Origin of the sequence: Janthinobacterium paucivorans (assembly GCF_051380805.1) — a bacterium.
Lineage (GTDB): Bacteria > Pseudomonadota > Gammaproteobacteria > Burkholderiales > Burkholderiaceae_D > Janthinobacterium > Janthinobacterium lividum_D.
Window position 1 is genome coordinate 126,666 of sequence record NZ_JBNYXR010000001.1, and the last position, 21,901, is coordinate 148,566.

General features: G+C 61.7%; 22 protein-coding genes and 2 tRNA genes. 3 read left to right on the top strand and 21 right to left on the bottom strand.

Features of this window, described 5'->3' with window-relative positions; genetic code table 11:
• Positions 1-62: 62 nt before the first annotated feature.
• The 3 genes from ACQ4V8_RS00545 to ACQ4V8_RS00555 are packed head-to-tail and all read right to left on the bottom strand — an operon-like array spanning position 63 to position 2,184.
• Positions 63-785 (bottom strand): arginyltransferase, encoded by a 723-nt coding sequence (locus tag ACQ4V8_RS00545; protein WP_436570731.1) that lies wholly within the window; start codon positions 783-785, stop codon positions 63-65.
• A 60-nt stretch (positions 786-845) separates the two neighbouring features.
• Entirely contained in the window at positions 846-1,562 is a 717-nt protein-coding gene (gene aat / locus ACQ4V8_RS00550; protein WP_070346396.1) for a leucyl/phenylalanyl-tRNA--protein transferase, read from the bottom strand.
• 31 nt (positions 1,563-1,593) lie between these two features.
• Positions 1,594-2,184: an NUDIX hydrolase gene (locus ACQ4V8_RS00555; protein ID WP_010400884.1), complete on the bottom strand. Its 591-nt coding sequence runs from the start codon at positions 2,182-2,184 to the stop codon at positions 1,594-1,596.
• Positions 2,185-2,404: 220 nt separating this feature from the next.
• Between ACQ4V8_RS00555 and ACQ4V8_RS00560 the strand changes: the two genes are divergently transcribed.
• Positions 2,405-2,481 (top strand) — tRNA-Met (locus tag ACQ4V8_RS00560).
• A 150-nt stretch (positions 2,482-2,631) separates the two neighbouring features.
• Positions 2,632-2,708: transfer RNA gene (locus tag ACQ4V8_RS00565), tRNA-Met, on the top strand.
• A 168-nt stretch (positions 2,709-2,876) separates the two neighbouring features.
• Here the strand turns inward: ACQ4V8_RS00565 and ACQ4V8_RS00570 are convergent.
• The 7 genes from ACQ4V8_RS00570 to ACQ4V8_RS00600 all read right to left on the bottom strand — a co-directional run bounded on the left by ACQ4V8_RS00570 (position 2,877) and on the right by ACQ4V8_RS00600 (position 9,629).
• Entirely contained in the window at positions 2,877-5,186 is a 2,310-nt protein-coding gene (locus ACQ4V8_RS00570) for a xanthine dehydrogenase family protein molybdopterin-binding subunit (RefSeq protein ID WP_436570732.1), read from the bottom strand.
• On the bottom strand, positions 5,183-5,659 hold the full coding sequence (locus ACQ4V8_RS00575) for a (2Fe-2S)-binding protein (protein WP_010400882.1): 477 nt from the start codon (positions 5,657-5,659) through the stop codon (positions 5,183-5,185). Before ACQ4V8_RS00575 ends, ACQ4V8_RS00570 begins: the two co-directional genes overlap by 4 nt.
• A gap of 195 nt (positions 5,660-5,854) precedes the next feature.
• Positions 5,855-6,655, bottom strand: coding sequence for an anti-sigma factor family protein (locus tag ACQ4V8_RS00580; RefSeq protein WP_010400881.1), 801 nt, complete (start codon positions 6,653-6,655; stop codon positions 5,855-5,857).
• Positions 6,652-7,179 (bottom strand): RNA polymerase sigma factor, encoded by a 528-nt coding sequence (locus ACQ4V8_RS00585; protein WP_070346398.1) that lies wholly within the window; start codon positions 7,177-7,179, stop codon positions 6,652-6,654. The genes ACQ4V8_RS00580 and ACQ4V8_RS00585 overlap by 4 nt, the downstream gene beginning before the upstream one ends.
• A gap of 21 nt (positions 7,180-7,200) precedes the next feature.
• Positions 7,201-7,578, bottom strand: coding sequence for a COG4315 family predicted lipoprotein (locus ACQ4V8_RS00590; protein ID WP_010400876.1), 378 nt, complete (start codon positions 7,576-7,578; stop codon positions 7,201-7,203).
• Between the two features lie 57 nt (positions 7,579-7,635).
• Positions 7,636-8,553 (bottom strand): DNA-3-methyladenine glycosylase family protein, encoded by a 918-nt coding sequence (locus ACQ4V8_RS00595; protein WP_070346400.1) that lies wholly within the window; start codon positions 8,551-8,553, stop codon positions 7,636-7,638.
• A 68-nt stretch (positions 8,554-8,621) separates the two neighbouring features.
• On the bottom strand, positions 8,622-9,629 hold the full coding sequence (locus ACQ4V8_RS00600) for an XdhC family protein (protein ID WP_010400872.1): 1,008 nt from the start codon (positions 9,627-9,629) through the stop codon (positions 8,622-8,624).
• Positions 9,630-9,729: 100 nt separating this feature from the next.
• On the opposite strand from ACQ4V8_RS00600, the gene ACQ4V8_RS00605 reads away from it, so the two are divergent.
• Complete coding sequence (locus ACQ4V8_RS00605) at positions 9,730-9,870, top strand: hypothetical protein (RefSeq protein ID WP_193365541.1); 141 nt, start codon at positions 9,730-9,732, stop codon at positions 9,868-9,870.
• 128 nt (positions 9,871-9,998) lie between these two features.
• Here ACQ4V8_RS00605 and ACQ4V8_RS00610 read toward each other — a convergent pair whose 3' ends face one another.
• From ACQ4V8_RS00610 to ACQ4V8_RS00660, 11 genes are all read right to left on the bottom strand, one after another.
• Positions 9,999-11,096, bottom strand: a complete 1,098-nt coding sequence (locus ACQ4V8_RS00610; protein ID WP_070346402.1) for a M48 family metallopeptidase — start codon at positions 11,094-11,096, stop codon at positions 9,999-10,001.
• A 10-nt stretch (positions 11,097-11,106) separates the two neighbouring features.
• Positions 11,107-11,556 carry a dUTP diphosphatase gene (gene dut, locus ACQ4V8_RS00615; RefSeq protein WP_436570733.1) on the bottom strand — a complete coding sequence of 150 codons (450 nt, stop codon included), beginning with the start codon at positions 11,554-11,556 and terminating at the stop codon, positions 11,107-11,109.
• Positions 11,557-11,593: 37 nt separating this feature from the next.
• Positions 11,594-12,814 carry a bifunctional phosphopantothenoylcysteine decarboxylase/phosphopantothenate--cysteine ligase CoaBC gene (gene coaBC, locus ACQ4V8_RS00620; protein WP_010400869.1) on the bottom strand — a complete coding sequence of 407 codons (1,221 nt, stop codon included), beginning with the start codon at positions 12,812-12,814 and terminating at the stop codon, positions 11,594-11,596.
• Between the two features lie 17 nt (positions 12,815-12,831).
• Complete coding sequence (lspA, locus tag ACQ4V8_RS00625; RefSeq protein ID WP_010400868.1) at positions 12,832-13,341, bottom strand: signal peptidase II; 510 nt, start codon at positions 13,339-13,341, stop codon at positions 12,832-12,834.
• A 93-nt stretch (positions 13,342-13,434) separates the two neighbouring features.
• The gene (gene ileS / locus ACQ4V8_RS00630) at positions 13,435-16,335 is read right to left on the bottom strand and encodes an isoleucine--tRNA ligase (RefSeq protein ID WP_010400866.1); all 2,901 of its coding nucleotides are present in this window, start codon (positions 16,333-16,335) and stop codon (positions 13,435-13,437) included.
• Positions 16,336-16,416: 81 nt separating this feature from the next.
• Positions 16,417-17,388 carry a bifunctional riboflavin kinase/FAD synthetase gene (locus ACQ4V8_RS00635; RefSeq protein WP_010400863.1) on the bottom strand — a complete coding sequence of 324 codons (972 nt, stop codon included), beginning with the start codon at positions 17,386-17,388 and terminating at the stop codon, positions 16,417-16,419.
• Positions 17,389-17,630: 242 nt separating this feature from the next.
• Positions 17,631-18,842, bottom strand: a complete 1,212-nt coding sequence (locus ACQ4V8_RS00640) for a tetratricopeptide repeat protein (RefSeq protein ID WP_010400862.1) — start codon at positions 18,840-18,842, stop codon at positions 17,631-17,633.
• 78 nt (positions 18,843-18,920) lie between these two features.
• Complete coding sequence (locus tag ACQ4V8_RS00645; protein ID WP_029496612.1) at positions 18,921-19,352, bottom strand: ExbD/TolR family protein; 432 nt, start codon at positions 19,350-19,352, stop codon at positions 18,921-18,923.
• 105 nt (positions 19,353-19,457) lie between these two features.
• The gene (locus ACQ4V8_RS00650; RefSeq protein WP_010400857.1) at positions 19,458-19,886 is read right to left on the bottom strand and encodes an ExbD/TolR family protein; all 429 of its coding nucleotides are present in this window, start codon (positions 19,884-19,886) and stop codon (positions 19,458-19,460) included.
• 5 nt (positions 19,887-19,891) lie between these two features.
• The gene (locus ACQ4V8_RS00655) at positions 19,892-20,806 is read right to left on the bottom strand and encodes a MotA/TolQ/ExbB proton channel family protein (RefSeq protein ID WP_082260986.1); all 915 of its coding nucleotides are present in this window, start codon (positions 20,804-20,806) and stop codon (positions 19,892-19,894) included.
• Positions 20,807-20,892: 86 nt separating this feature from the next.
• Positions 20,893-21,549, bottom strand: coding sequence for an energy transducer TonB (locus ACQ4V8_RS00660; RefSeq protein WP_010400854.1), 657 nt, complete (start codon positions 21,547-21,549; stop codon positions 20,893-20,895).
• Positions 21,550-21,901 lie beyond the last annotated feature (352 nt).

The window sequence follows — 21,901 nt, forward strand, 5'->3', positions numbered from 1 at the left end:
AATAGCAAGGGCCGGGGTCGTACCCTCAGGGTACGACCCCAGTGTCTGCCGTTGGGTTTAATTTACAAGATCACCCACTGCCCCTTGATGCGTGCTTCCAGCGGCTTGAAGTTGATTTTATAGGCCATCTTCGGGCTTTGCGCGATCCAGTAGCCCAGGTAGACATACGGCAGGCCCAGTTCGCGCGCCTGGGCGATTTGCCACAGCACGTTATAGGTGCCGTAGGAGGCGCCCGCCACGTCGGGATCAAAAAAAGTATAGACGGACGACAGGCCATCGGCCAGCACGTCGATGATGCTGACCATGCGCAGCGTGCCGCTAGCATCACGAAATTCCACCAGGCGCGTGTTGACCCGGCTTTGCAGCAGGAATTGCGCGTACTGGTCGCGGCTGTCCTGGTCCATGCCGCCACCGGCGTGGCGCGTGCTCTGGTAGCGCAGATACAGCTCGTAGTGCTCGTCAAGAAAGGACAGGTTGGCCACGCCCGCCTGCAGGTCGGCGTGCCGGCTCCATGCGCGGCGCTGGTTGCGGTTGGGTGTGAAGGACTCCATGACCACGCGCACGGGAATGCAGGCCTGGCAGCCATCGCAATACGGGCGGTAGGTGAAGATGCCGCTGCGGCGAAAGCCGTTGCGCACCAGTTCCGAATACACGTCGCTGTTGATCAGGTGCGAAGGTGTGGCCACCTGTGAGCGCGCCTGGCGCTCGTCGAGGTAGCTGCACGGGTAGGGCGCTGTCGTGTAGAACTGCAGGGTGGCAAACGGTAGTTCGTTCAGGTGCGTCATGCTGATCCTGTCTGGTCTGGCCGCGGCAATGGAGCTCTGCGTGGCGTTATCATAGCTTTTTTACGCTGGCGTTGCAGTCTGCCAATCGGTGATTTGCGCCGCTTCAATGGCGATGCGTACATGCGCCAGGAAGCATGCGCGCGAAATGGGTAGTGCGCCTAGCGAGGCCAGGTGTTTTGTTTCTTGCTGGCAGTCGATCATGGTCACGCCACGCGCTCTCAAAAAACGTACCAGTTGCGCTAGCGCAATCTTCGAGCCATCCGAGACGCGCGCGAACATCGATTCGCCGTAGAACATGCGTCCTATCGACACGCCATATGCGCCGCCCACCAGTTCCCCGTCCAGCCACAGCTCCGACGAATGCGCATAGCCCAGCTTGTGCAAGCCCGTGTAGCCGGCGATGATTTCGTCGGAAATCCAGGTGCCAGGGCCATCCTTGCGTGGTGCGGCGCAGGCGCGCATTACGGCGTCGAAGTCGCTATCGAAGCGCAGTTGCCAGCGTCCGTCCGTGGCGGCGCTGCGCTCGACCTTGCGGATCGCCTTGGCCAGGCTGTCGGAGACCTTGAAGTCCTCCGTCATGAGCACCATGCGCGGGTCGGTGCTCCACCAGAGTATGGGCTGACCTTCGGAAAACCAGGGGAAGATGCCGCGCTTGTAGGCGTCGAGCAGGCGCGCGGGCGACAGGTCGGCGCCGGCCGCCAGCAGACCGGGCGCTTCCTCGGTCAGGGCGCGCGAGACGTCGGGGAACGGGGTGTGGATGTCTAGCCAGGTAATCATGCGGCGGTCAAAGGTGGCAGGTGGTGTAGGCTTACTCGGGAGCTTGCTCTGCATCCGGGCGCGGCATCGGGCGCGTGATGTCGCCCGTATGGAAACCGTAGCTGCCGCCCTCGCGAATGTTTACGCGGTCGGCAAAGAACAGTTCCAGCGTGGTGCGAATGGTGGGGAAGGCCAGGTCATCCCAGGGGATTTGCGCTTGCGTAAATAGCTGCACCTCCAGGCTTTCGATGCCCGGCGCGAAATCGAGGTCGCGCAAGCGCGCCAGGTAGAACAGGTGCACCTGATGCACGCGCTGTACGTTGAGCAGCGAAAACAGCGGGCCCAGCTCGATATTGGCGCCCGCTTCCTCCACCGTTTCGCGCTCGGCCGCGTCGGACGTGGTTTCGTCGTTTTCCATGAAGCCGGCCGGCAGGGTCCAGTAGCCCAGGCGCGGCTCGATGGCCCGCTTGCACAGCAAGATCTGCAACTGGCCATCCTCTTCCCAGACGGGGATGGAGCCGACCACCATTTTCGGGTTCTGGTAATGGATGGCGTCGCAGTTGGCGCAGACATAGCGCAGACGGTTGTCGCCCTCCGGAAGGGAGAGGCTGACAGGATGGGCGCATTCGGAGCAAAATTTCATGGGCGGGCTTGGGATAGGGGTGGCATCGGGGAAGGCTATAGTGTAACGCCTACTGTACACCTATTGCGTGCGCCGTGGCGTGACAGGCCGACACAATGGCAAGCGGCAACTGGCCGCGCCTTTTTACGTACTTTTTGACACACTTTTATTAAATAGCTCTATTGCAGTTTAAGTTGAGATAGCTATTGCCTAAGCTGCCCGTTTGCCCTTATAATTCGTCTGCGGGGTGGAGCAGTCTGGCAGCTCGTCGGGCTCATAACCCGAAGGTCACAGGTTCAAATCCTGTCCCCGCAACCAATACCTGAAAGCCGCTGATTCTTGCAAAAGATCAGCGGCTTTTTTCATTCCTGGCCAAGGGTAAGCTGCGGGACGCGGGGCAGGAGGGGGTAGAATCATTTGTCAAATCTTGCCCTTTACGCCGCGCAACAATCTGGTATATAATTCGAGTGCGGGGTGGAGCAGTCTGGCAGCTCGTCGGGCTCATAACCCGAAGGTCACAGGTTCAAATCCTGTCCCCGCAACCATTTCGAAGCCGCTGATTTCTCGCAAGAGGATCAGCGGTTTTTTCGTTGTGCGCTGCCACTCAGTGACTTGCCTGGCAATGATGTGCCTGGCGCAAATACAGCACCGGCGGCCACCAGCGCCGCCGTGGTAGCCGCCGCCGCGCTGCAGCTGCCTGCCGCGCGGCACTGTTAGGTTTTCTTCGCCAGTTGCATGCCCACGGGCAGGGCGCGGATGCGTTTGCCCGTGGCGGCGAAGATGGCGTTGCACAGGGCCGGCGCGATAGGCGGCGTGGCCGGTTCGCCCACGCCACCCAGTTCCATATCGAGGGTGCCGGGCACCAGGTGCGTATGGATCACGTGCGGCGCATCGGCGGCGCGCAGCACGCTGTAGTCGTGGAAATTGCTTTGCTCGACCCGGCCATTCTTGAAGCTGATTTCGCCGCTCATGGCCAGGGACAGGCCCATGATGCAAGCGCCTTCGATCTGCGAACGCACGCGGTCCGGGTTGATCTGCGGGCCGCAATCCATGGCGATATCGACCCTGGGCACGATGACTTCACCGGCCGCATTGATCTCCACCTCGATCACGGCCGCCACATAGGTGACAAAGCTGTAAGACACGGCCAGCCCCAGCCCCCGGCCCTTGGGCAATTTGCGGCCCCAGCCCGCCTTGGCTGTCGCCAGCTCGATCACGTGGCGCATGCGACCGATGTCGACCGGGTACTTGGCCGGATCTTCGCCATAGTTCCAGCCATCGGACAGGTCGGCCGGGTTGATTTTGCGCGCCGGGCCGAGCAGCGCCAGCAGGTAGTCGCGGTGGTCCTTCTTTGCCGCGTGCGCCAGTTCGGCCGTGAACGACTGTATGGCGAATGCGTGCGGAATATTCGAGACGGAACGGAACCAGCCGATGCGCGTGTGGGCCGGCACTTCGGGTACTTCGACGCGGATGTTTGCAATGGCGAATGGCACGTTGATGGCCGACATGCCCAGCTCGAACGGCGCCTGCTGGTTCGCACCGGCGGCAAAGGTCGAGGCGATGGTGGGTGCGGCCGTGCGGTGCAGCCAGGCCGTCGGCATGCCTTTTGCGTCGAGCGACGCTTCCAGCCGTTCGACCGACACCGTGTGCAGATAGTCATGCTGCAGGTCGTCGTCGCGCGTCCACGTCAGCTTGACGGGCGCGCCATCCATGGCCTTGCACAGCAGCGCCGCCTCGACGGCGAAATCGGGTTTTGATTTGCGCCCGAAACCGCCGCCCAGCAGGGTCACGTGGACGGTCACGTCGTCATACGCCAGACCCAGTGCCGTGGCCACGTTGCTGCGCGTCGCCTGCGGCGCTTGCACGCAGGCCCACACTTCGGCCTTGCCATCGACGATGCGCACGGTGGCGGCGGGCGGCTCCATGGTGGCGTGCGCCAGGTGGGGCAGATAATATTCGGCACTGAGTTTGCGCGTGGCGGCAGTGGCGGTCAGAGTGGCCACCGTCTGGCCCTGGTCGCGCGCCGGCTTGGCCGGCTGGCGCACGGCCGCTTCCAGCGTCTTGCGGAAAGCCTTTGAATCGTAGGTGCCGTTCGGGCCGTCTTCCCACTCCAGCAGCAGCGCTTCGCGGCCCTTGATGGCGGCCCAGGTATTGCTGGCGATGACGGCTACGCCACCGAGCGGATTGAACATGGCTGGTGGCGGACTGCCCGCCAGTTCGACGATGCGCAGCACGCCAGGCACCTTCAGGGCTGCCGTTTTGTCCACGCTTTTCAGCTTGCCGCCAAAGACGGGCGGACGGGCGATGACGGCATACGCCATGCCATCAAGGCGCGTGTCGATGCCGAAGTGGGTGTTGCCGGTGACGATATCGTGCAGGTCAATGCCGCGCGTGCTGGTTTGCCCGATATAGCGCAGTTCGCCGGCTGTTTTCAGGCTGATGCGCGCGCGCGGCGGCACCGGCAGTTTGGCCGCTTGTTCTGCCAGGGCGCCGAACGACAGTGAGCGCCCGCTGGCCGCATGCACGACGGCATGGTTGACGGCCTTGACTTGCGTCACTGGCACGTCCCAGCGCGCGGCGGCAGCTGTTTCCAGCATCAGGCGCGCCGTGGCGCCCACGTGGCGCATGGCACGGAACGAGTGGCGCATGCTGCGCGAACCGTCCGTGTCCTGGCTGCCGTAGCGCGCTTCGTCGGCGGGCGCCTGCTGCACGCGTACCTGTGCCCAGTCGGCGCCCAGTTCGTCGGCCGCCACCATGGGCAAGCTGGTGCGGATGCCCTGGCCCATTTCGGAGCGGTGCGCCACGATGGTGACGATGCCGTCGGCACTGATCGACAGAAATACCAGGGTATCGTCGACCACGCCGCCGGCCATCTTGTCGCCGCCATATTTGACGGCGTCGGCCGCCATCACCAGGCCGGAGGGGCCGGCCACCAGGCTCAAACCGGCCAGCGCGCCGGCCGCCTTGAGCCAGTTGCGCCGTGCAGGCGAGGCGGGGGCACGGTTGTTTTCAGGGATGCTCATTTGGCCGCTCCTTTTGCGTTGATGGCCGCTGCGGCATGCTTGATGGCCGCGTGAATGCGCGTGTAGGTGCCGCAGCGGCAGATATTGCCGCTCATCGCTTCGCGGATCTGCCGGTCGTTCGGCGCTGGCGTCTTGTGCAGCAGGGCCGTGGCCGACATGATCTGGCCGGCTTGGCAATAGCCGCATTGTGGCACGCCGTGTTCTTGCCAGGCATGCTGTAGTGCAAGGCCAACCTTGTCTTCGCCCACCGCTTCGATGGTGGTGATGTTCTTGCCGGCGGCGGCCGATATCGGCGTCACGCAGGAGCGGATAGCCTCGCCATCGAGGTGCACGGTGCAGGCGCCGCACAGGGCCATGCCGCAGCCGAATTTGGTACCGGTCATGCCCAGTTCGTCGCGCAGGGCCCACAGCAGGGGCGTATCTTCAGGCAGGGCAAGCGCGTGCTGCTTGCCATTGATGCTCAGGGTCGTCATGTGTATTCCTCGGGGTGGGGATGGTTTGGGCAAGCGTGACGGTCGTCCGGCAGACGGATCAGCGCATCAGTGCATCAGTGCATCAGCGTGCGATGGTAGCACCAGCTGCCATGTGCTGCAGCGCAAGGCTTGCCGTGCCTATCGGCCCCTGGCTTGCTGCTGTTTTTAGCGGCTGCAATAGCGCTTAGGCGTAGTTCAGCGCTGCGTTTCGAGCTGCGCATATACGGCGCCGGCGATCTTGCCCAACTCGGTTTTTGGCAGCCTGGCCGAGAGAGCGTAGCCCATCTGGCCATCGATCCAGTAAAACACGCCCAGTTCCTGCTCCTGCGTATAGCGGAAGGCCGTTTCGCGCCTGCCGGCCCGTTCCTTGGCCACGTACAGGGTCAGGCGCTTGCCAGTGCTTTCTTCGTACATGAATTGTGCCACGGGACCATCGCCGTCGCCGGGCAGCAGGCGCCCGCCGATCAGGTGATAGCCGAGCGTCGACAGCACGGGTGGCTGCAAGGTGCTACCCAGGCGTTTCGATAGCCATTGCACCAGGTGCGCCTCTTGTTCCACGCCCACTTCCACCGGGTGGCGCACTTCGGGCGTGTAGACGGCATGGGCGATGGCGGCGCTACGCGCCAGGGCCAGGGGGCTGGCGCTGGCGGCCTGCATGTCAGCGGCGGCGCCGGCATCGCCGCGCAGCAGCCAGCCGCTCATGGCGCCGGCGAACACCAGCACGACAGCCGCTGCCGCCTGCATGGCGCGGTGGTGCCGGACGTAATTGGCTGCCGGCGGGGCAGCAGCCTGCAGTAGCGCCCGTGGCAGCGCTTCCTGCTGCAGCGGATCGAACAGGGCACGCAATTGCCGGTTCTGCTCGCGCCAGGCAGCCACCCTGGCGGCGTCTTGCGGGTGCGCGCGCAGGTGGGCGTCGATGGCCGCGTGCTGCTCCTCGGGCAGGATGCCGTCGGCCGCGGCATGCAATTGCGCTTCGCTGATGGCTGGCGTTGTCATTTCACGACTTTCAGGGTGGGTGGGCCGCTGCCCTGGCTGCCAGCAGGGCGGCCATCGAGCAGGGTGCGCAGTTTGTCGCGTCCGCGTGACAGGCGCGACATGACAGTGCCGACGGGGATGTCCAGAGTGGCCGCCACCTGTTCGTAGGCCATCTGCTCGAGCGCGACGAGCAGGATGACTTCGCGCTGTCCCAGCGGCAAGCTGGCCAGCGCCGCATCCATTTCACCGATGGCGATCGCTTGCCCCGGCGCGCGTTCCGGTGCGGGCAGCACGCTGTCGTCGTCGAGCTCCTCCAGGGACAGGCCGGGGCGGCGTAATTGATCGACGTGCAGGTTGTGCATGATAGAAAACAGCCAGGGCCGCATCTCACCGCCGCGCTGCCATTGATCCAGCCTGCGCCAGGCACGCTCCACGGTGTCCTGCACCAGGTCGTCCCCGTGCAGGGCGCCCACCAGCGCGCGCGCATAGCGGCGCAGGCTGGGCAGGCACGCTTGCAGCTGTCGACTGTCCTCTGGCGTGGTCATCGCGGCGGCGGGAATGGCTGCTTACGGCTTGACGACGTGCCACACATTCTTGAAGTTGTCGCCGGCCATGTCGCCCGCCTTCTTGTCTTCCTTGTACAGGTACAGGGGCTTGCCATTGTAGGTCAGCTGCATGGCGCCATTGTCTTCGCGCTTGATGCTGCCATACGGCGCGGCGGGCGCCGCTTCGGTGGCGATGACGGCGGGCCAGGCGACCAGGCAGCCACCACTGCAGGCGCTCTTGCCGCTGTCAGCGACATCCTTGTCGAATACATACACTGTCATGCCTGTGGCGTTGACCAGCATGCCGTTGGCGGGCATGACGTCGGCGGCGAAGGCCAGCGGGGCGGACAACAGGGTGGCGAGGGCGAAGCTGGTAGCGGTAAGCTGAGTAAAGCGCATGATGGTCTCCTTGAGTTTTTTGGGGCTTGCAAGGGATAGACGCAAGGTGCTCCCTGTTTATTCCGCCGCTGGTGGAATATTTTTTGCATGCAGGCTGGCCCACAGGTGGGCGGCGGCCATGCTGCGGTGCGGCGCATACTGGCGCAGCCAGTGCTGCGTGCGCGCCATGTCCGGTTTCGTCACCTCGCCGAGCAGTTTTTGCAGGGCGGCGCGTATCGCCACGTCGCCATGCAACGAGCAATCGGCGTAGCCGTAGCCGCGCAGCAGCGCATAATTGACGCTCCACGGGCCGATGCCCTTCACGGCCAGCAGCGCCTGCGAGATGGCCGTCACGTCGCCGCAAGGCGGCAGCGCCAGCGACAATTCTCCCTCGTTGACCAGGCGCGCCAGGCGCAGCACGGTTTCCGCCTTGGCGCGCGAGAATTTGCGGCTGGTCAGTTCTTCCACCGACAGCCGCGCCACGTCGCGCGCCTCCGGGTAGCACCACACACCGCTGCTGTGCGCGCGCCCTGCCTGCAAGATGAAGCTGCGGCGCAGCGCAATGGCGAACGGCAAATTGATCTGCTGGCCGATGATGGCCCAGGTCAGCGCCTCGAAGGGGCTGGCCGACTGCACGATGCGTAAGCCCGGATTGCTGCGAATTAAAGGCGCCAGTAGCGGATCGCTGGCAGCGAGCAGGGCGAACGGCTGCGGATCGATGCGCAGGCCGACGATGTTTAGCAGCGCGTCGTGCAGGTGCGTTTGAAGTGCGGTGACGGTATTGTCATTGCCGTCGATGTCGGCCTGGCAGACGGCGCCGTCGTGCGTGAACGCCACATCGAGCACGACAGGCAGGCCTTGCAGCACGATGCCCTTGCGCAGCCCGTTTGCTGTGACCTGTTCGGCCACGCCTTGCGCATCGCGGCTGTGGAAGGCGATGACATCATCGCGGCGGTAGCCGGCAGGCAGGGGCAGGGTCCAGTGCAGCAGGGTCATGGTGGGCCAAAGTGAAGGAAGGTAGCAGGCAGGCGAGGCGGGCGCAGCGCGTTTCTTGCTTTTTGCCTTTAGCGCGCGCAGATCTCGGTGCCAGCTGGGCTGAGGGCTGCCGCGTGCTGGATTTGCAGGGCGTCGGGCACGCCGTTCTTCACGGCCGTCAGCTCGGCCAGGATGGAAATGGCGATTTCGGCCGGCGTCTTGCTGCCGATGTACAGGCCGATCGGCGCATGCAGGCGGGCCAGTTGTTGCGCGCTGACGTCGAACTGCAGCAGCCGCTCGCGGCGCTTGGCATTGTTGGCGCGCGAGCCGATGGCGCCCACGTAAAAAGCCGGTGATTTGAGTGCTTCCATCAGGGCCAGGTCGTCGAGCTTGGGATCGTGGGTGAGGGCGACGACGGCGCTGCGGCTGTCGAGCTTCAATTCGAGCACGAGATCGTCCGGCATGGCGTGCAGCAGGGGCACGCCGGGCACGTTCCAGCCATCCCGGTATTGCTCGCGCGGGTCGCAGACGATGACGTGGTAATCCATGGCCGTGGCGATCTGCGCCACGAAGCGCGACAACTGGCTGGCGCCGATGATCAGCAGGCGCCAGCGTGGGCCATGCTGCGTGGTGAGCACGGCGTCTTCCAGGGTCAGGGCGGCACCCGGCACGGCGCTTTGCAGGGTGACGCTGCCAGTGCGCAGGTCGAGGCGGCGTTCGACCAGTTCATGCGCTTCCAGGCGCGCCAGCAGTTCGGCCACGCGGCTGTGCGCATGCAGCGGCTCGATGGCCAGTTCGATGGTGCCGCCGCAGGGCAGGCCGAAACGGTGCGCCTCGTCTGCGCTGATGCCGTAGCTGACGATTTCTGGCAGCGCGCGCACGATGCCGTGCACGCGGACGGTGTCGATCAAGTCATCCTCGATGCAGCCGCCGGAGACGGAGCCGACCACCGTGCCGTCGTCGCAGATGGCCAGGGTGGCGCCCACCGGACGGGGGCTGGAGCCCCAGGTCTTGATGACGGTGACGAGTTCGCAACGGTGGCCGGCGGCCAGCCAGGCGGCGCTGGTTTTCAGAACTTCAAGATCGATGCTGTCCATGGAGTGCCAGAGTTGCATGCCGCATGTCTGCGACAAAGTATGGAATAGGTTTCAAGATTGTGGATATACTACCTGTTCCACCACCGTGCGGAGAATTTTCATGTCAAATGAAGTCAAGACGCAAGAAGAGGGTATTCCCAAGTTCGGCAAGCTGCTCATTGCCCTGTTTTTTGCCGTGGTGTTCTGCGGTGCCCTGACCTGGATCATGGGCACCTATTTCCCGAATTTCCCCGGCGGCTGAACAATGCTGCTGCTCCTTGCGCTTTGCGGCCTGCGATGCTCACCGTGCCAGAGCACGCTTGCGCTGCTTAGCCACAAATCACTGCCGCTCGCGACGGTTTTGTCAGGCGCCTCCTTTGCTCATCAGGCTTAAGGCTTGAGCGGCTTCTTTGCCGCCTGCTTGGCGCGCACCTCCGTCACGGCGCGGTTGATGGCCGCCATGCGCGCGTTGGTGCCAGGATGCAGCGCCGTGTAGCCGTTGGCCAGCGTGGCCGGTACTTGCGTGGCCAGGCGCTGCCAGAAGAGGGCGGCGTTGTCGATATTGTAGCCGGCGCGCGCCAGCAGGTAGATGGCGAGGGTGTCGGCTTGCGCATCGAGTTCCTGCGGCATGGCCTTGATGCCGGCGCCGCCCGTCAGCATCGACACGTCGGGCTGTACGGCGCCGAGGCTGTCGATGATGCTGCTGGCCGTACCGGCCGTGCGCTGGCTGCGCGCATGATCGAGGATGTTATGCGCCATTTCGCGCGCGATCACGAAGGCGATACCTTCGTCGTTTTGTGCTGCATTGACCATGCCGCGCGTGAGCATGATGCTCGCGCCATCCGAATAGGCGTTGATATTGTCTGCATTGCCCAGGGTAACGCGGAAGGCGCAGGCACGCGTGACGGGAATCTTCAGATCCTGCTGCTGGCCGTCGCGGGCGATGGTCATGTTCAGGCTGGCGCTTTTCGAGACCAATGGGCCAACGATGGCGCCGAACGGAGCTTCCGCCTTGGGGCCGGCGGGTAGCGGCTTGCCTTCGGCAGCGAGCAAGGCGTCGCCCTTGCGCAAGCCGGCGCGCGCGGCGCCGCTGCCTGGCAGCACGCCCGACACTTGCATCTGCTCGCCGTAGCCGAGGGCTGCCTGGGCCGCGTCGGCATAGACGCCCGGGTACGAGTATTTGTTCTGGGCCGTGAAGCCCAGCAGCTTGCGTGCATGCGTCTTGCACAGGTCCGCATTGTTGATCAGCAGGGGCGCCGACACTTTCGACAGGCGATCCTGCTGCGCCACCATCTTCACCAGTTCTTCCTGCTCCGCCTTTTTCTCCGCCGTCAGGGCCGGTGCGTCGGGCGCCGCGACGACATTGAACGGGCCGCTGACATTCGTCGCCGGCGCGGTGCAGCCGGCCAGAATGGCTGCGCCGGCCAACAGGAGAGGAGTGGCCAGGCGGCGCAGCGAAGTCGAAATCAGATGGCGGAAACCTGGCATAAATTAGTCCTTAATGTTTGCCGGTGCTGCCGAAACCGCCAACACCGCGTTCGCTGTCGCCGAATTCCTCGACGACGTTAAAGCCCACTTGCAGCACCGGTACGATAATCAGTTGCGCCAGGCGTTCCATGGGATTGAGCGTGAAAGCACTCTGGCCCCGGTTCCAGGTCGATACCATCAGCTGGCCCTGGTAATCGGAGTCGATCAAGCCTACCAGATTGCCCAATACGATGCCGTTCTTGTGGCCCATGCCGCTGCGCGGCAAGATCATGGCTGCATACGACGGGTCGCTGATATGGATGGCCAGGCCGGTCGCAATGAGTACCGTCTGGCCAGCTTCGATGGTGATGGCCTCGTCTATGCAGGCGCGCAAGTCCAGGCCTGCGCTGCCGGGCGTGGCGTAGGCTGGCAGCAGTTCTTTCATGCGGGCGTCGAGGATCTTGATGTCGATATTTTTCATTAATCTGATTAACTAAGCTAAGTCGTATAAAAAAGGTTTATTTGAGCAGCGAATTGTTGGCGAGTCGCTTTGAGATTTCCGAAATCAGCTGGCGCGCCAGGTTCAGTTTCGAGGCGCGCGGCAGCACGGTATGGCCTTCTTCATCGAACAGGATGATGGTGTTGTCATCCTGACCGAAGGTGTTCTGGCCGATATTGCCGACCAGCAAAGGAATGCCCTTTTTTTCGCGCTTGATCGAACCAAATTCCACCAGGTTTTCCGATTCGGCGGCAAAGCCCACGCAATACGGATAGCCGGCCAGGTTGGTGCGTGCCGCCACGCTGGCCAGGATGTCGGGATTTTGCGTGAACTGCAGTTCGGGCACGGAGCCGTCGGCCTGCTTTTTCATCTTCTGCTCGCTGGCGTTGGTCACGCGCCAGTCGGCCACGGCGGCCACGGCGACAAAGACATGCTGGCCGTCGACGTGGGCCAGTACCGCATCATGCATTTGCTGTGCGCTTTGCACATCGATGCGGCGCACGCCGAAGGGCGCGTCGAGGGCAGTCGGACCTGAAATGAGCAGCACTTCGGCGCCCGCTTCGCGCGCCGCGCGCGCCACCGCATAGCCCATCTTGCCCGAGGACAGATTGGTAATGCCGCGCACGGGGTCGATGGCTTCGAAGGTGGGGCCGGCCGTGACCAGCACGCGCTTGCCTGCCAAGACTTTCGGCTGGAAGGCGGCGATCAGCTCCGTCAGCAGCTGTTCCGGTTCCAGCATGCGGCCCAGGCCCACTTCACCGCATGCCTGTTCCCCGGCGGCGGGGCCGAACAGCTTGATGCCATCATCGCGCAGCTGTTGCACATTGCGCTGCGTGGCGGGGTTCTGCCACATTTCCACGTTCATGGCCGGCGCTACCAGCAAAGGCAGGTGCGCCGGGCGGGCCAGGCACAGCGTCGACAGCAGGTCGTCGCACACGCCGTGCGCCAGTTTGCGCAGAAAATCGGCCGAACACGGTGCGATCAGGATGGCGTCCGCATGGCGCGTCAAATCGATATGCGCCATGTTGTTGGCGATGCGCGCATCCCACTGGCTGGTGTGTACGGGATGGCCCGAGAGCGCCTGCATCGTCACGGCCGTGATGAAATGGCTGGCCGCATCGGTCATCACCACTTGCACCGAGGCGCCAGCCTTGCTCAGGGCGCGGCACAGTTCTGCCGCCTTGTAGCAGGCGACGCCGCCGGTAAGTCCCAGGACAATTTTTTTGCCGGACAATTCCATGCCGTTCTCCTGCTGGTTTATTTGTTTACCCGGCGCAGTTCATCGATGATGAACAGGGCCGCGCCGATGCAGATGGCGCTGTCGGCAATATTGAAGGCGGGGAAGTGGCCCCAGCTTTTCCAGTGGAAGTCGAGGAAGTCGACTACATGGCCGTAAATCAGGCGGTCGATGGCGTTGCCCAGCGCGCCGCCAAGGATCAGCGCCAGAGCCCAGCAAAACATGCGCTGGCCGGCGTGCTTTTTCAGTAAGTAAATGATGTAGATGGCCGCCGCGAGGGCGATGCCGGTGAAGAAATAGCGTTGCCAGCCGCCCTGGTCGGACAGGAAACTGAACGCCGCACCTTTGTTAAACGCGAGCACCAGGTTGAAATACGAAGTGATGACCATTTCCTGCGCATAGTGGAACGTCTTCAGGATCGTGATCTTGGTGATCTGGTCGAACAGAATGACAACGGCGGCAATGCCCAGCCAGGGCACGAGCGAGGATGAGGAGGACGATTTCGATGAAAAACGGTTTTTAGTGGCCATATTTTTCCAGGGAAGATAAAGCCGCCGCTACTCTTGCGGGCAGCGGCGGTGGGAAGCGGCGCACTGGGTCTGTATTCCAGTCGCGCGCCGTTGTTAGGCGAAGCGGCGAACTTCGCCCTTGCCAAACAGGTTGCTGACGCAGCGGCCGCACAGGGTGGCATGCGCGGCGTCCGTGCCCACGTCGCTGCGGTAGTGCCAGCAGCGCTCGCACTTCGGCGCCGTGGACGCGGCCACGACCACCTCTTCGGCCGCCTCCTCAGGCACTTCGACAACGCTAGCCTGGGAGGTGATGAAGACGAATTTCAAGTCGTCGCCCAGGGTTGTCAACAGCTTGTACTTCATCGGCGCAGCCTTGATCGTCAGTTCCGCCTGCAGCGAGGAGCCGATGGCGCCCGAGGTGCGCAAGTCTTCCAGCTGTTTTGTGACGTCCGTGCGCACGGCGCGCAGGGCCGTGTATTTCTCCAGCAGGTCGGCCGCATCCGATACTTCCGGCAACTGCCACCAGGTTTGCGTGAAGATGGTTTCATCGCTGGCGGCGTAGGCTTCGCTGCCGGCAAAGACGACCCATGCTTCTTCGGCCGTGAACGACAGGGCCGGCGCCATCAGGCGCAGCAGGCTTTGCGTGATATGCCACAGTGCCGTTTGCGCGGAACGGCGCGCTTGCGAGCTCAAGCCGGAGGTGTACAGACGGTCCTTCAGGATGTCCAGGTAGAAGCCACCGAGGTCTTCCGAGCAGTACGTCTGCAGCTTCGACACCACCGGCTGGAACTCGTAGCGCGCGTAATTGTTCTCGATCTGCGTTTGCAGCGAGGCCATGTTGGCCAGCGCATAGCGGTCGATCTCGAACATCTGCGCCACCGGCACGGCATCCGTGGCCGGATTGAAGTCCGAGGTGTTGGCCAGCAGGAAGCGCAGGGTGTTGCGGATACGGCGGTACGCTTCTGTCACGCGCTTGAGGATTTCGTCGGAGATCGACAGCTCGCCCGTGTAGTCGGTCGAGGCGATCCACAGGCGCAGGATGTCGGCGCCCAGGGTGTCCGAGATTTTTTGCGGTGCCAGGGTATTTCCCAGCGACTTGGACATCTTCTTGCCTTCGCCATCGACCGTGAAACCGTGCGTCAGCAGGGCTTTATACGGCGGACGGCCGTTCAGCATGGACGACACCAGCAGGGACGAGTGGAACCAGCCGCGATGCTGGTCCGAGCCTTCCAGGTATAGATCGGCCGGGAATTGCAGCTGCGTTGAATGCGAGCCGTGCGCTTGCGGGCCGCCCAGCACCGTCTGGTGCGTGGCGCCGGAATCGAACCATACGTCCAGGGTATCTTTGTTCTTGGCGTAGATGGCCGCTTCGTCGCCGATCAGGTCTTGCAAGTCCAGCGCCTGCCATGCTTCGATGCCGTTCTTTTCGATCAGCTTGGCCACTTGTTCCAGCAAGTCCGGCGTGCGCGGATGCAGGTCGCCCGTTTCCTTGTGCACGATAAAGGCCATCGGCACGCCCCACTGGCGCTGGCGCGAGAGGGTCCAGTCAGGACGGTTGGCGATCATGCCGTGCAGACGCGCCTGGCCCCAGTCCGGGAAGAACTCGGTGTCGGCGATGCCTTTCAAGGCCGTCTCGCGCAGGGTTGCGCCGCCGTCTTTCGGCGTCACGTCCATGCCGGCGAACCACTGCGAGGTGGCGCGGTAGATGATCGGCGTCTTATGGCGCCAGCAATGCATATAGCTGTGGTCGAACATCTTCACTTCGAACAGCGCGCCCGCTTCGCGCAGGGCGTTGCAGATCGGCTTCGACGCTTCCCAGATGCTCATGCCGCCGAACAGGGGCAGGGTCGAGGCGAACTTGCCATCACCCATGACGGGCTTGATGATGTCGTCGTCCTTCATGCCGTGCGCCTTGCACGAGATGAAGTCGTCCAGGCCGTACGCTGGCGCCGAGTGCACCACGCCCGTGCCGCTTTCCGTGGTCACGTATTCGGCCAGGTAGAGCGGCGACAAACGGTCATAGAAAGCGTCGGTCGCATGCAGCGGATGGCGGAAGCTGATGCCGGCCAGGGCCGCGCCGTCGCAGGTGGCGATCGTCGTGCCATCGAGCTTGAAGCGCGCCAGGCTGGACTCGACCAAGTCTTGTGCCAGGATCAGCAGCAATGGCTGGCCATCGCGCTCGGCCATTACCAGCGCGTAGGTGACTTCCGGGTGCACGTTCAGCGCCTGGTTCGACGGGATGGTCCACGGCGTGGTGGTCCAGATGACGATGAAACCGTTATTCGTCGGCAAGGAAGGCAAGCCGAAGGCGCTCGCCAGTTTTTCCGGTTCGGCGAACTTGAAGCCGACATCGATGGCGGGATCGCGTTTTTCCGCGTATTCCACTTCCGCCTCGGCCAGCGCCGACTGGCAGTCGAAGCACCAGTTGACAGGCTTCAGGCCGCGGTAAACGTAGCCTTTTTCCAGCAGCTTGCCCAGCGCGCGCAGTTCGTCCGCCTCATTGCCATGCGCCATGGTCAGGTAAGGATTGTCCCACTCGCCCAGCACGCCCAGGCGGATGAAGTCCTTTTTCTGACGCTCCACCTGCACATTCGCGTAGGCGCGGGCCTTTTCCAGCACGTCGGCTGTCGGCAGGTTCTTGCCATGCAGTTTCTCGATCTGGATCTCGATCGGCATGCCGTGGCAATCCCAGCCCGGCACATAGGGTGCGTCGAAGCCGGCCAGCGAACGCGACTTGATGACCATGTCCTTCAGGATCTTGTTGACAGCGTGGCCCAGGTGGATATCGCCATTCGCATACGGCGGGCCGTCATGCAGGATGAATTTCGGACGGCCGGCGGCAGCCTTGCGCACGCGTTCGTAAATTTTCTTGTCTTGCCATTGCTGTACCCATTGCGGCTCGCGCTTGGCCATGTCGCCGCGCATCGGGAATGGCGTTTCCGTCATGTTAACCGGGTATTTGCTTTCAGGCTTCTTGTTCTGCTTGGGCGTGGCTGGCTTGTTTTGATCGGACATAATCTTCTTTAATGGTGTGGAGTCTATTTTTGCAGCGGGTTTGCGGTGGCAAATGCCGCCAGGCGGCGGAGTTGGCCGGCGTCAAATTCGGTCGGTAGCGGTAATGGCGCTGCGGTGCCGCGCAAAATAAGCGCGCGCCTGGTTTGAATCGCGCTCGATGGCGGCGGTCAGGGTGGGCAGGTCGTTATACTTTTCTTCGTCGCGCAGCTTTTGCAAAAACTCCACGCGTACCAGCTTGCCGTAGCAGGACTGGGCGAAATCAAATAGATGTACTTCCAGCAAGACGCGGCCGCTGTCGTCAACGGTAGGGCGCACGCCCAGGCTGGCCACGGCGGGCAGTGGCTGTGGCGCCAGGCCATGGACTTGCACGATGAAGATGCCGGACAGGGCGGGGCGGTGCGCCACGCGCAGGTTCAAGGTGGGGAAGCCCAGGGTGCGGCCCAGTTTCTGGCCGTGGATCACATGGCCGGAAATGGCGTACGGGTGACCGAGCAACTGCGTGGCGAGAGGGAAATCGCCGGCGGCCAGGGCCAGGCGCACGGCAGACGATGAGATGCGTGTGCTGCCATTCATGACCGTTGGCAAAGTTTCCACATGAAAACCATATTCGCGGCCCGCTTGCTGCAGCATGGCGACATTGCCCGCACGCCGGGCGCCATAGCAGAAATCGTCGCCAACCATCAGCCATTTCACGTGCAAGCCGTCGACCAGGACTTGTTCCGTGAATTGCTGCGGCGTCAAGGCGGCAAATTGCGCGCTGAAGTGCTCGACGACGACTCGGTCGATGTTGGCGTCGTCCAGCGATTGCAGCTTGTCGCGCAGGTTGGCGATGCGCTGCGGCGCCTTCGACAGGTCGCCTGCGCGCTGCGCAAAGAATTCGCGCGGGTGCGGTTCGAACGTCATCACGGCCGCTTCAATGCCGAGTTCGGTCGCCGCGCCGCGCACGCGGGCCAGCAAGGCTTGATGGCCGATGTGGACACCGTCAAAATTGCCGATGGTCAGAGCGCAAGGCGCTCGCGCCTCGGCATTGGGAAGTCCGCGGAATACCTTCATAGGAATCTGATGAAAACTGTGCCAAAAGAGCGATTATACGGACTGTTTCAGGGATGCACACCCGGCAGTGGCGGCACAGCGGTAATTTCCCTGCTGAAATGCTAAAAAGCGTTGCCAGCAAGTGTACTGGCAACGCTTTGGTATTGATTCAATGCACTCTCAACGTCGAAGCCAAGCGCAGCGAGCCGGTGAGCATCACAGACTGCAAAGTGCGACGCGCATTGGCTTGGGTTCGATGTCAATTACTTGTTCATCAAGGTCCAGTAACGGGCCAGGTCAGCTGCGCCATCCGTGCCCTTGACGGCTTTGAGTGCCGTCGTTGCATTGGACTTCTTGCCGGCGTGGATGTAGGCGATGCCCAGATGCAGCTTGGCTTCTTCGGCGTACTTGGCGCTGCCCATTTTTACGGCGTCATTCATCAGGCCCAAGCCCTTTTCTGCTTGGCCATCGTAGACCAGGGCAAAGCCCAGCTTGCTCAAGCTGTCGGCGTCCTTGTTCTTGACGTATTCCGCTTCCGACTTGGCGGCGCTGGCTTTCAGGTCAGCCTGGGTTTTCAGGGCCAGGTCTTTCAGGCGCTGGTGACGGGCGGCATCGGTGCCGGTGCCCAGCACGCCTTTTTTGTAGCCCTGCTCGATGATGCTCAACGCTTCGCCAGGATTGCCTGCCTGCAAGGCCAACTGGCTGATTTCCATGTATTCGGACGGCTTGGAGAACAGGCCGTTGGCCAGGCGCAGACGCTGGACATCGAGGCCCAGGCGCTGCGAGAAGCCAGGCTTGCCCGAGACGCGGTTCAGCAGGTCAGCCCAGTAGCTGGTCTTTGGATAGCTGCCGGCCAGTTTTTCCAGGGTGGCAACATAGCCAGCCTTGTCGTTTTGCTTCAACTGGATGTTGGCCAGCATTTGCAGGTTCGCTTCCGAGTTGCCGCCGCGTGCTTGCAGTTCCTTGGCCGCTTCGGCGTAGTTGCCGCTCACGTAGTAGGTCTGGATCAGCAGTTCGCGCATCTGCGCATCGTCGCGGTCTTTCAGCGAGCGCTTGATCCAGGTGATGGTGTTGGGCCAGTCCTTGGCGCGGTAGTACATGCCGGCCAGTGCTTGCGTGAATTTGGGCGCTTCGGCGGCGCTCAGGCGGCCGGAATTGATGACGGCTTCGAAAGCCTTGATGGCGGTGCCATTATCGCCGGCAGCAGCAGCGGCCGAGGCGCGCACGCGCTCGATCTGGTAGCTTTCAAAGGCGGTCTTGCCGCCGACGCTGTCAGCTTCGCGCAGCTTGGCCAGCGCTTCCTTGTTTTTGCCGCTGCTAGCGAGTTTTTGCGCTTCTTGCAATGGCTTGCCCACTTCGGCACGCACGGTGTCCGCGGCGTATGCCAGCGAGCCCAAGCCGATTACGGGAGTTGCTGCGGTAAAACCGATAGCGGCCATGACGAGGCCGAGATGAGCGAGACGAAACTTGGACATGAGAAAGTCTTTCAGTAAAAAGCGAATAGGCAGGAAGGCCTGCCTATTCGGATGTAAAGAGAACCTGATTGCTGCAGCTTACTGGAATTGCTCGTTGCCGACCAGACCGATTTTGGTCACGCCCAGACGCTGCGCCGACGCCATCACACCGGCGACGACTTTGTATTCCACCAGCTTGTTCGGACGCAGATGCACTTCCGGCTGGTCTGCTTGCGCAGCAACGTTGCTCAGCTTGGCTTCCAGCGTAGCGCGGTCAGGAACGACCTGGTTATCCCACAAGACCGTACCGTCAAAATCGACATCGATCGTGACGACCACTGGTTCGGTTGTCGGTGGCGGCGGGGTGCCGACCGGCATGTTCAAGTTCACCGAGTGGTTTTGCTTAGGAATCGTGATGATCAACATGATAATCAGCACCAGCATCACGTCGATGAGGGGCGTCATGTTCAGTTCCATCATTGGTTCCGGATCCGCGCCTGCTGCGCTTCCAGAACCGACATTCATACTCATAGTGTTTCCTTTAAGAAGTCCAACGAAGCACCGGGCGAAACTGCCGCCCGGTCAGCTTCCGGCAGCGGCACCCCGATGTTGCCGGGACGCCGCTGCCGGCCGCTATCAGCCCTTGTCAGGTGGTTCGGTGATGAAGCCGACCTTCTGGATCCCGGCACGTTGGGTCGTGTAAATAACCCGGCCGATCGATTCGTAGCGTGTTTCTTGGTCGCCACGAACGTGTACTTCCGGCTGCGGTACTTTCACTGCTTCAACTTTAAGATAGTCGAACAATTCGTTCGTGTCTTTCAGTCTGGTCTGGCCCAGGTAGATCTCGCCATCCTTGTTAACAACGATGTTAACGTTCTCTGGCTTGGTTTGCAGGGCTTGATTGGTCTCAATCGGCAGATCGATTTTCTGCAGCTTGAGGACAACCGGACTCGTAATCAAGAAAATGATCAGCAAAACCAACATGATGTCGACGAGCGGCGTCGTGTTGATTTCTGACATTACTTGATCTTCATCTCCGTTGTCGGAGCCGACGGACATCGACATGATTCTTATCCGATCTTTTTAGCGCCGGCGGCACGGCCGGCTTCGCTGGTCGACATGACGCCGGAAACCAGAACCGAGTGAACGTCGGCGCTGAACGAGCGGATGTCTTCCATTGCGGATTTGTTACGACGAACCAGCCAGTTGTAACCCAGAACGGCAGGAACAGCGACCAGCAGACCGAAAGCGGTCATGATCAGTGCTTCACCAACTGGACCTGCCACTTTGTCGATCGATGCGTTACCGGTCATGCCGATAGCGGTCAGCGCGCCGTAAATACCCCAAACGGTACCGAACAGACCGATAAACGGTGCGGTCGAACCAACGGTTGCCAGGAACGACAGGCCATCTTGCAGACGCGATTGGACTTTGTCCGAAGCGCGCTGGATCGACATCGTCACCCAGGTCGACAGATCGATTTGTTCCAGCAGGGCGCCGTCATGGTGTGCGGTTGCCTTGGTGCCCGATTCAGCGATGAAGCGGAATGGCGAGCCTTCGGTCAACGTAGCCGAACCAGCAGCGATCGAAGGTGCTTTCCAGAATTTGGAAGCGGCTTCTTTAGCTTGCTTGAAGATCTTCATTTGATCGAGCAGCTTGGTGATGATGATGTACCAGCTGCCGATCGACATGATGGACAGGATGATCAAGGTGGCGCGTGGCACGAAGCCGCCGTCCCAGACTGCGGACAGGCCGAACGGGTTGTGCACTTCTTCGGTTTTCGCTGGAGCGGCTGCATCAGCTGCTGGAGCGGCTGCATCTGCGGCAACTGGTGCTGGTGCTGCTGCAGCGTCTGCCGCAGGTGCCGAAGCGGCAGCCGATGCCGGCGCGTCAGCGAATGCCGGAGCTGCTACCAGTGCGGTAGTAGCGGTAACGGACAACAGAACCGCGGCAAAAAATGCGGACAAACGGGTATTCTTAAACATGCTTCCTCCAAAATTAAAAATAACAGATCGCTGAACGTAATGACAACGAAATCATAGTGTGAAACAGGGGATAACTGTCTCGGGTTTTAATCCAGCGACCAAACGTATTGCATTTGCTGCCAGCCTTGTTCCGGCTTGCCGTCAACTGTTGCCGGCTTGAATGTACAGCGGCTGATACCTTGCACTGCGGCTTTGTCCAAGTCTCTGAAGCCGCTGGACTTCACGATCTTCGAATCAGCGACCTTGCCGTCTACACCGATCAGGAACGACAGTGTCACGACACCGGTTTCCTCATTGCGCTGCGACGACTTTGGATAAGCCGGTTTTTCGCAGACGCTGAAGTCAACCACGGCCGGCGTACGCACCGATTTGGCTGGTCCAGGAGTTGGCGCAGGCTGTGCAGGCGGTGATGGCGGCGTCAATACATTCGTGGCCGGCTTCACGGCAGTCGCGTTTGCAATCACGTTCTGCTGTGGTGGCGGCTGCTGCACGTTCACCTCGACCGGCGGAATGAATGGCGGCGGTGGCGCTTTCATTTCGGGCGGCGGTGGTGGCGGTGGAAGATCCTTCGGTGGAGGCGGTTTGACTTCCTCGATAATCTTGGTTTCAACCGGTTCCATCATTTTGGTCACCAAGCGCTTGCCCAAGCCCGTCGCTATCCCGTAAGCCGCGAGAACGTGCAGCAGGACAACGACAGTGATGCCTGTGTAGTTCTTGGGACTTTTCTCGTTCGAAAAATTCATGCCTGCTTTCTCCAAATACCATCTCTTGTCTTGCAACTGAACCCCAAAATGACGACACAAAGCTCCAGCCGTATCCGGGACGTCGCCGAATTATACATACGAATTCTTTATTTTACACAGATTTTTAACGCCTAAAACCGGTTAAATTTTTGCCGCTTTTGCGCCCCGGAAACGTACTTGCTTATGTCATCTTTGCACGCTTTCGGACATAAAAAAAGGCGGTCCTATTTGTTTTCCAGGGGTGTTTTGGGTGACCATTGCTAAGTTCTTCGATGTGGCAATATCGCGAAATTATATTTCGCGTTATTCAATATCGAAACCGCTAAATTTGGAGGGGAATATTTCTTTTAGG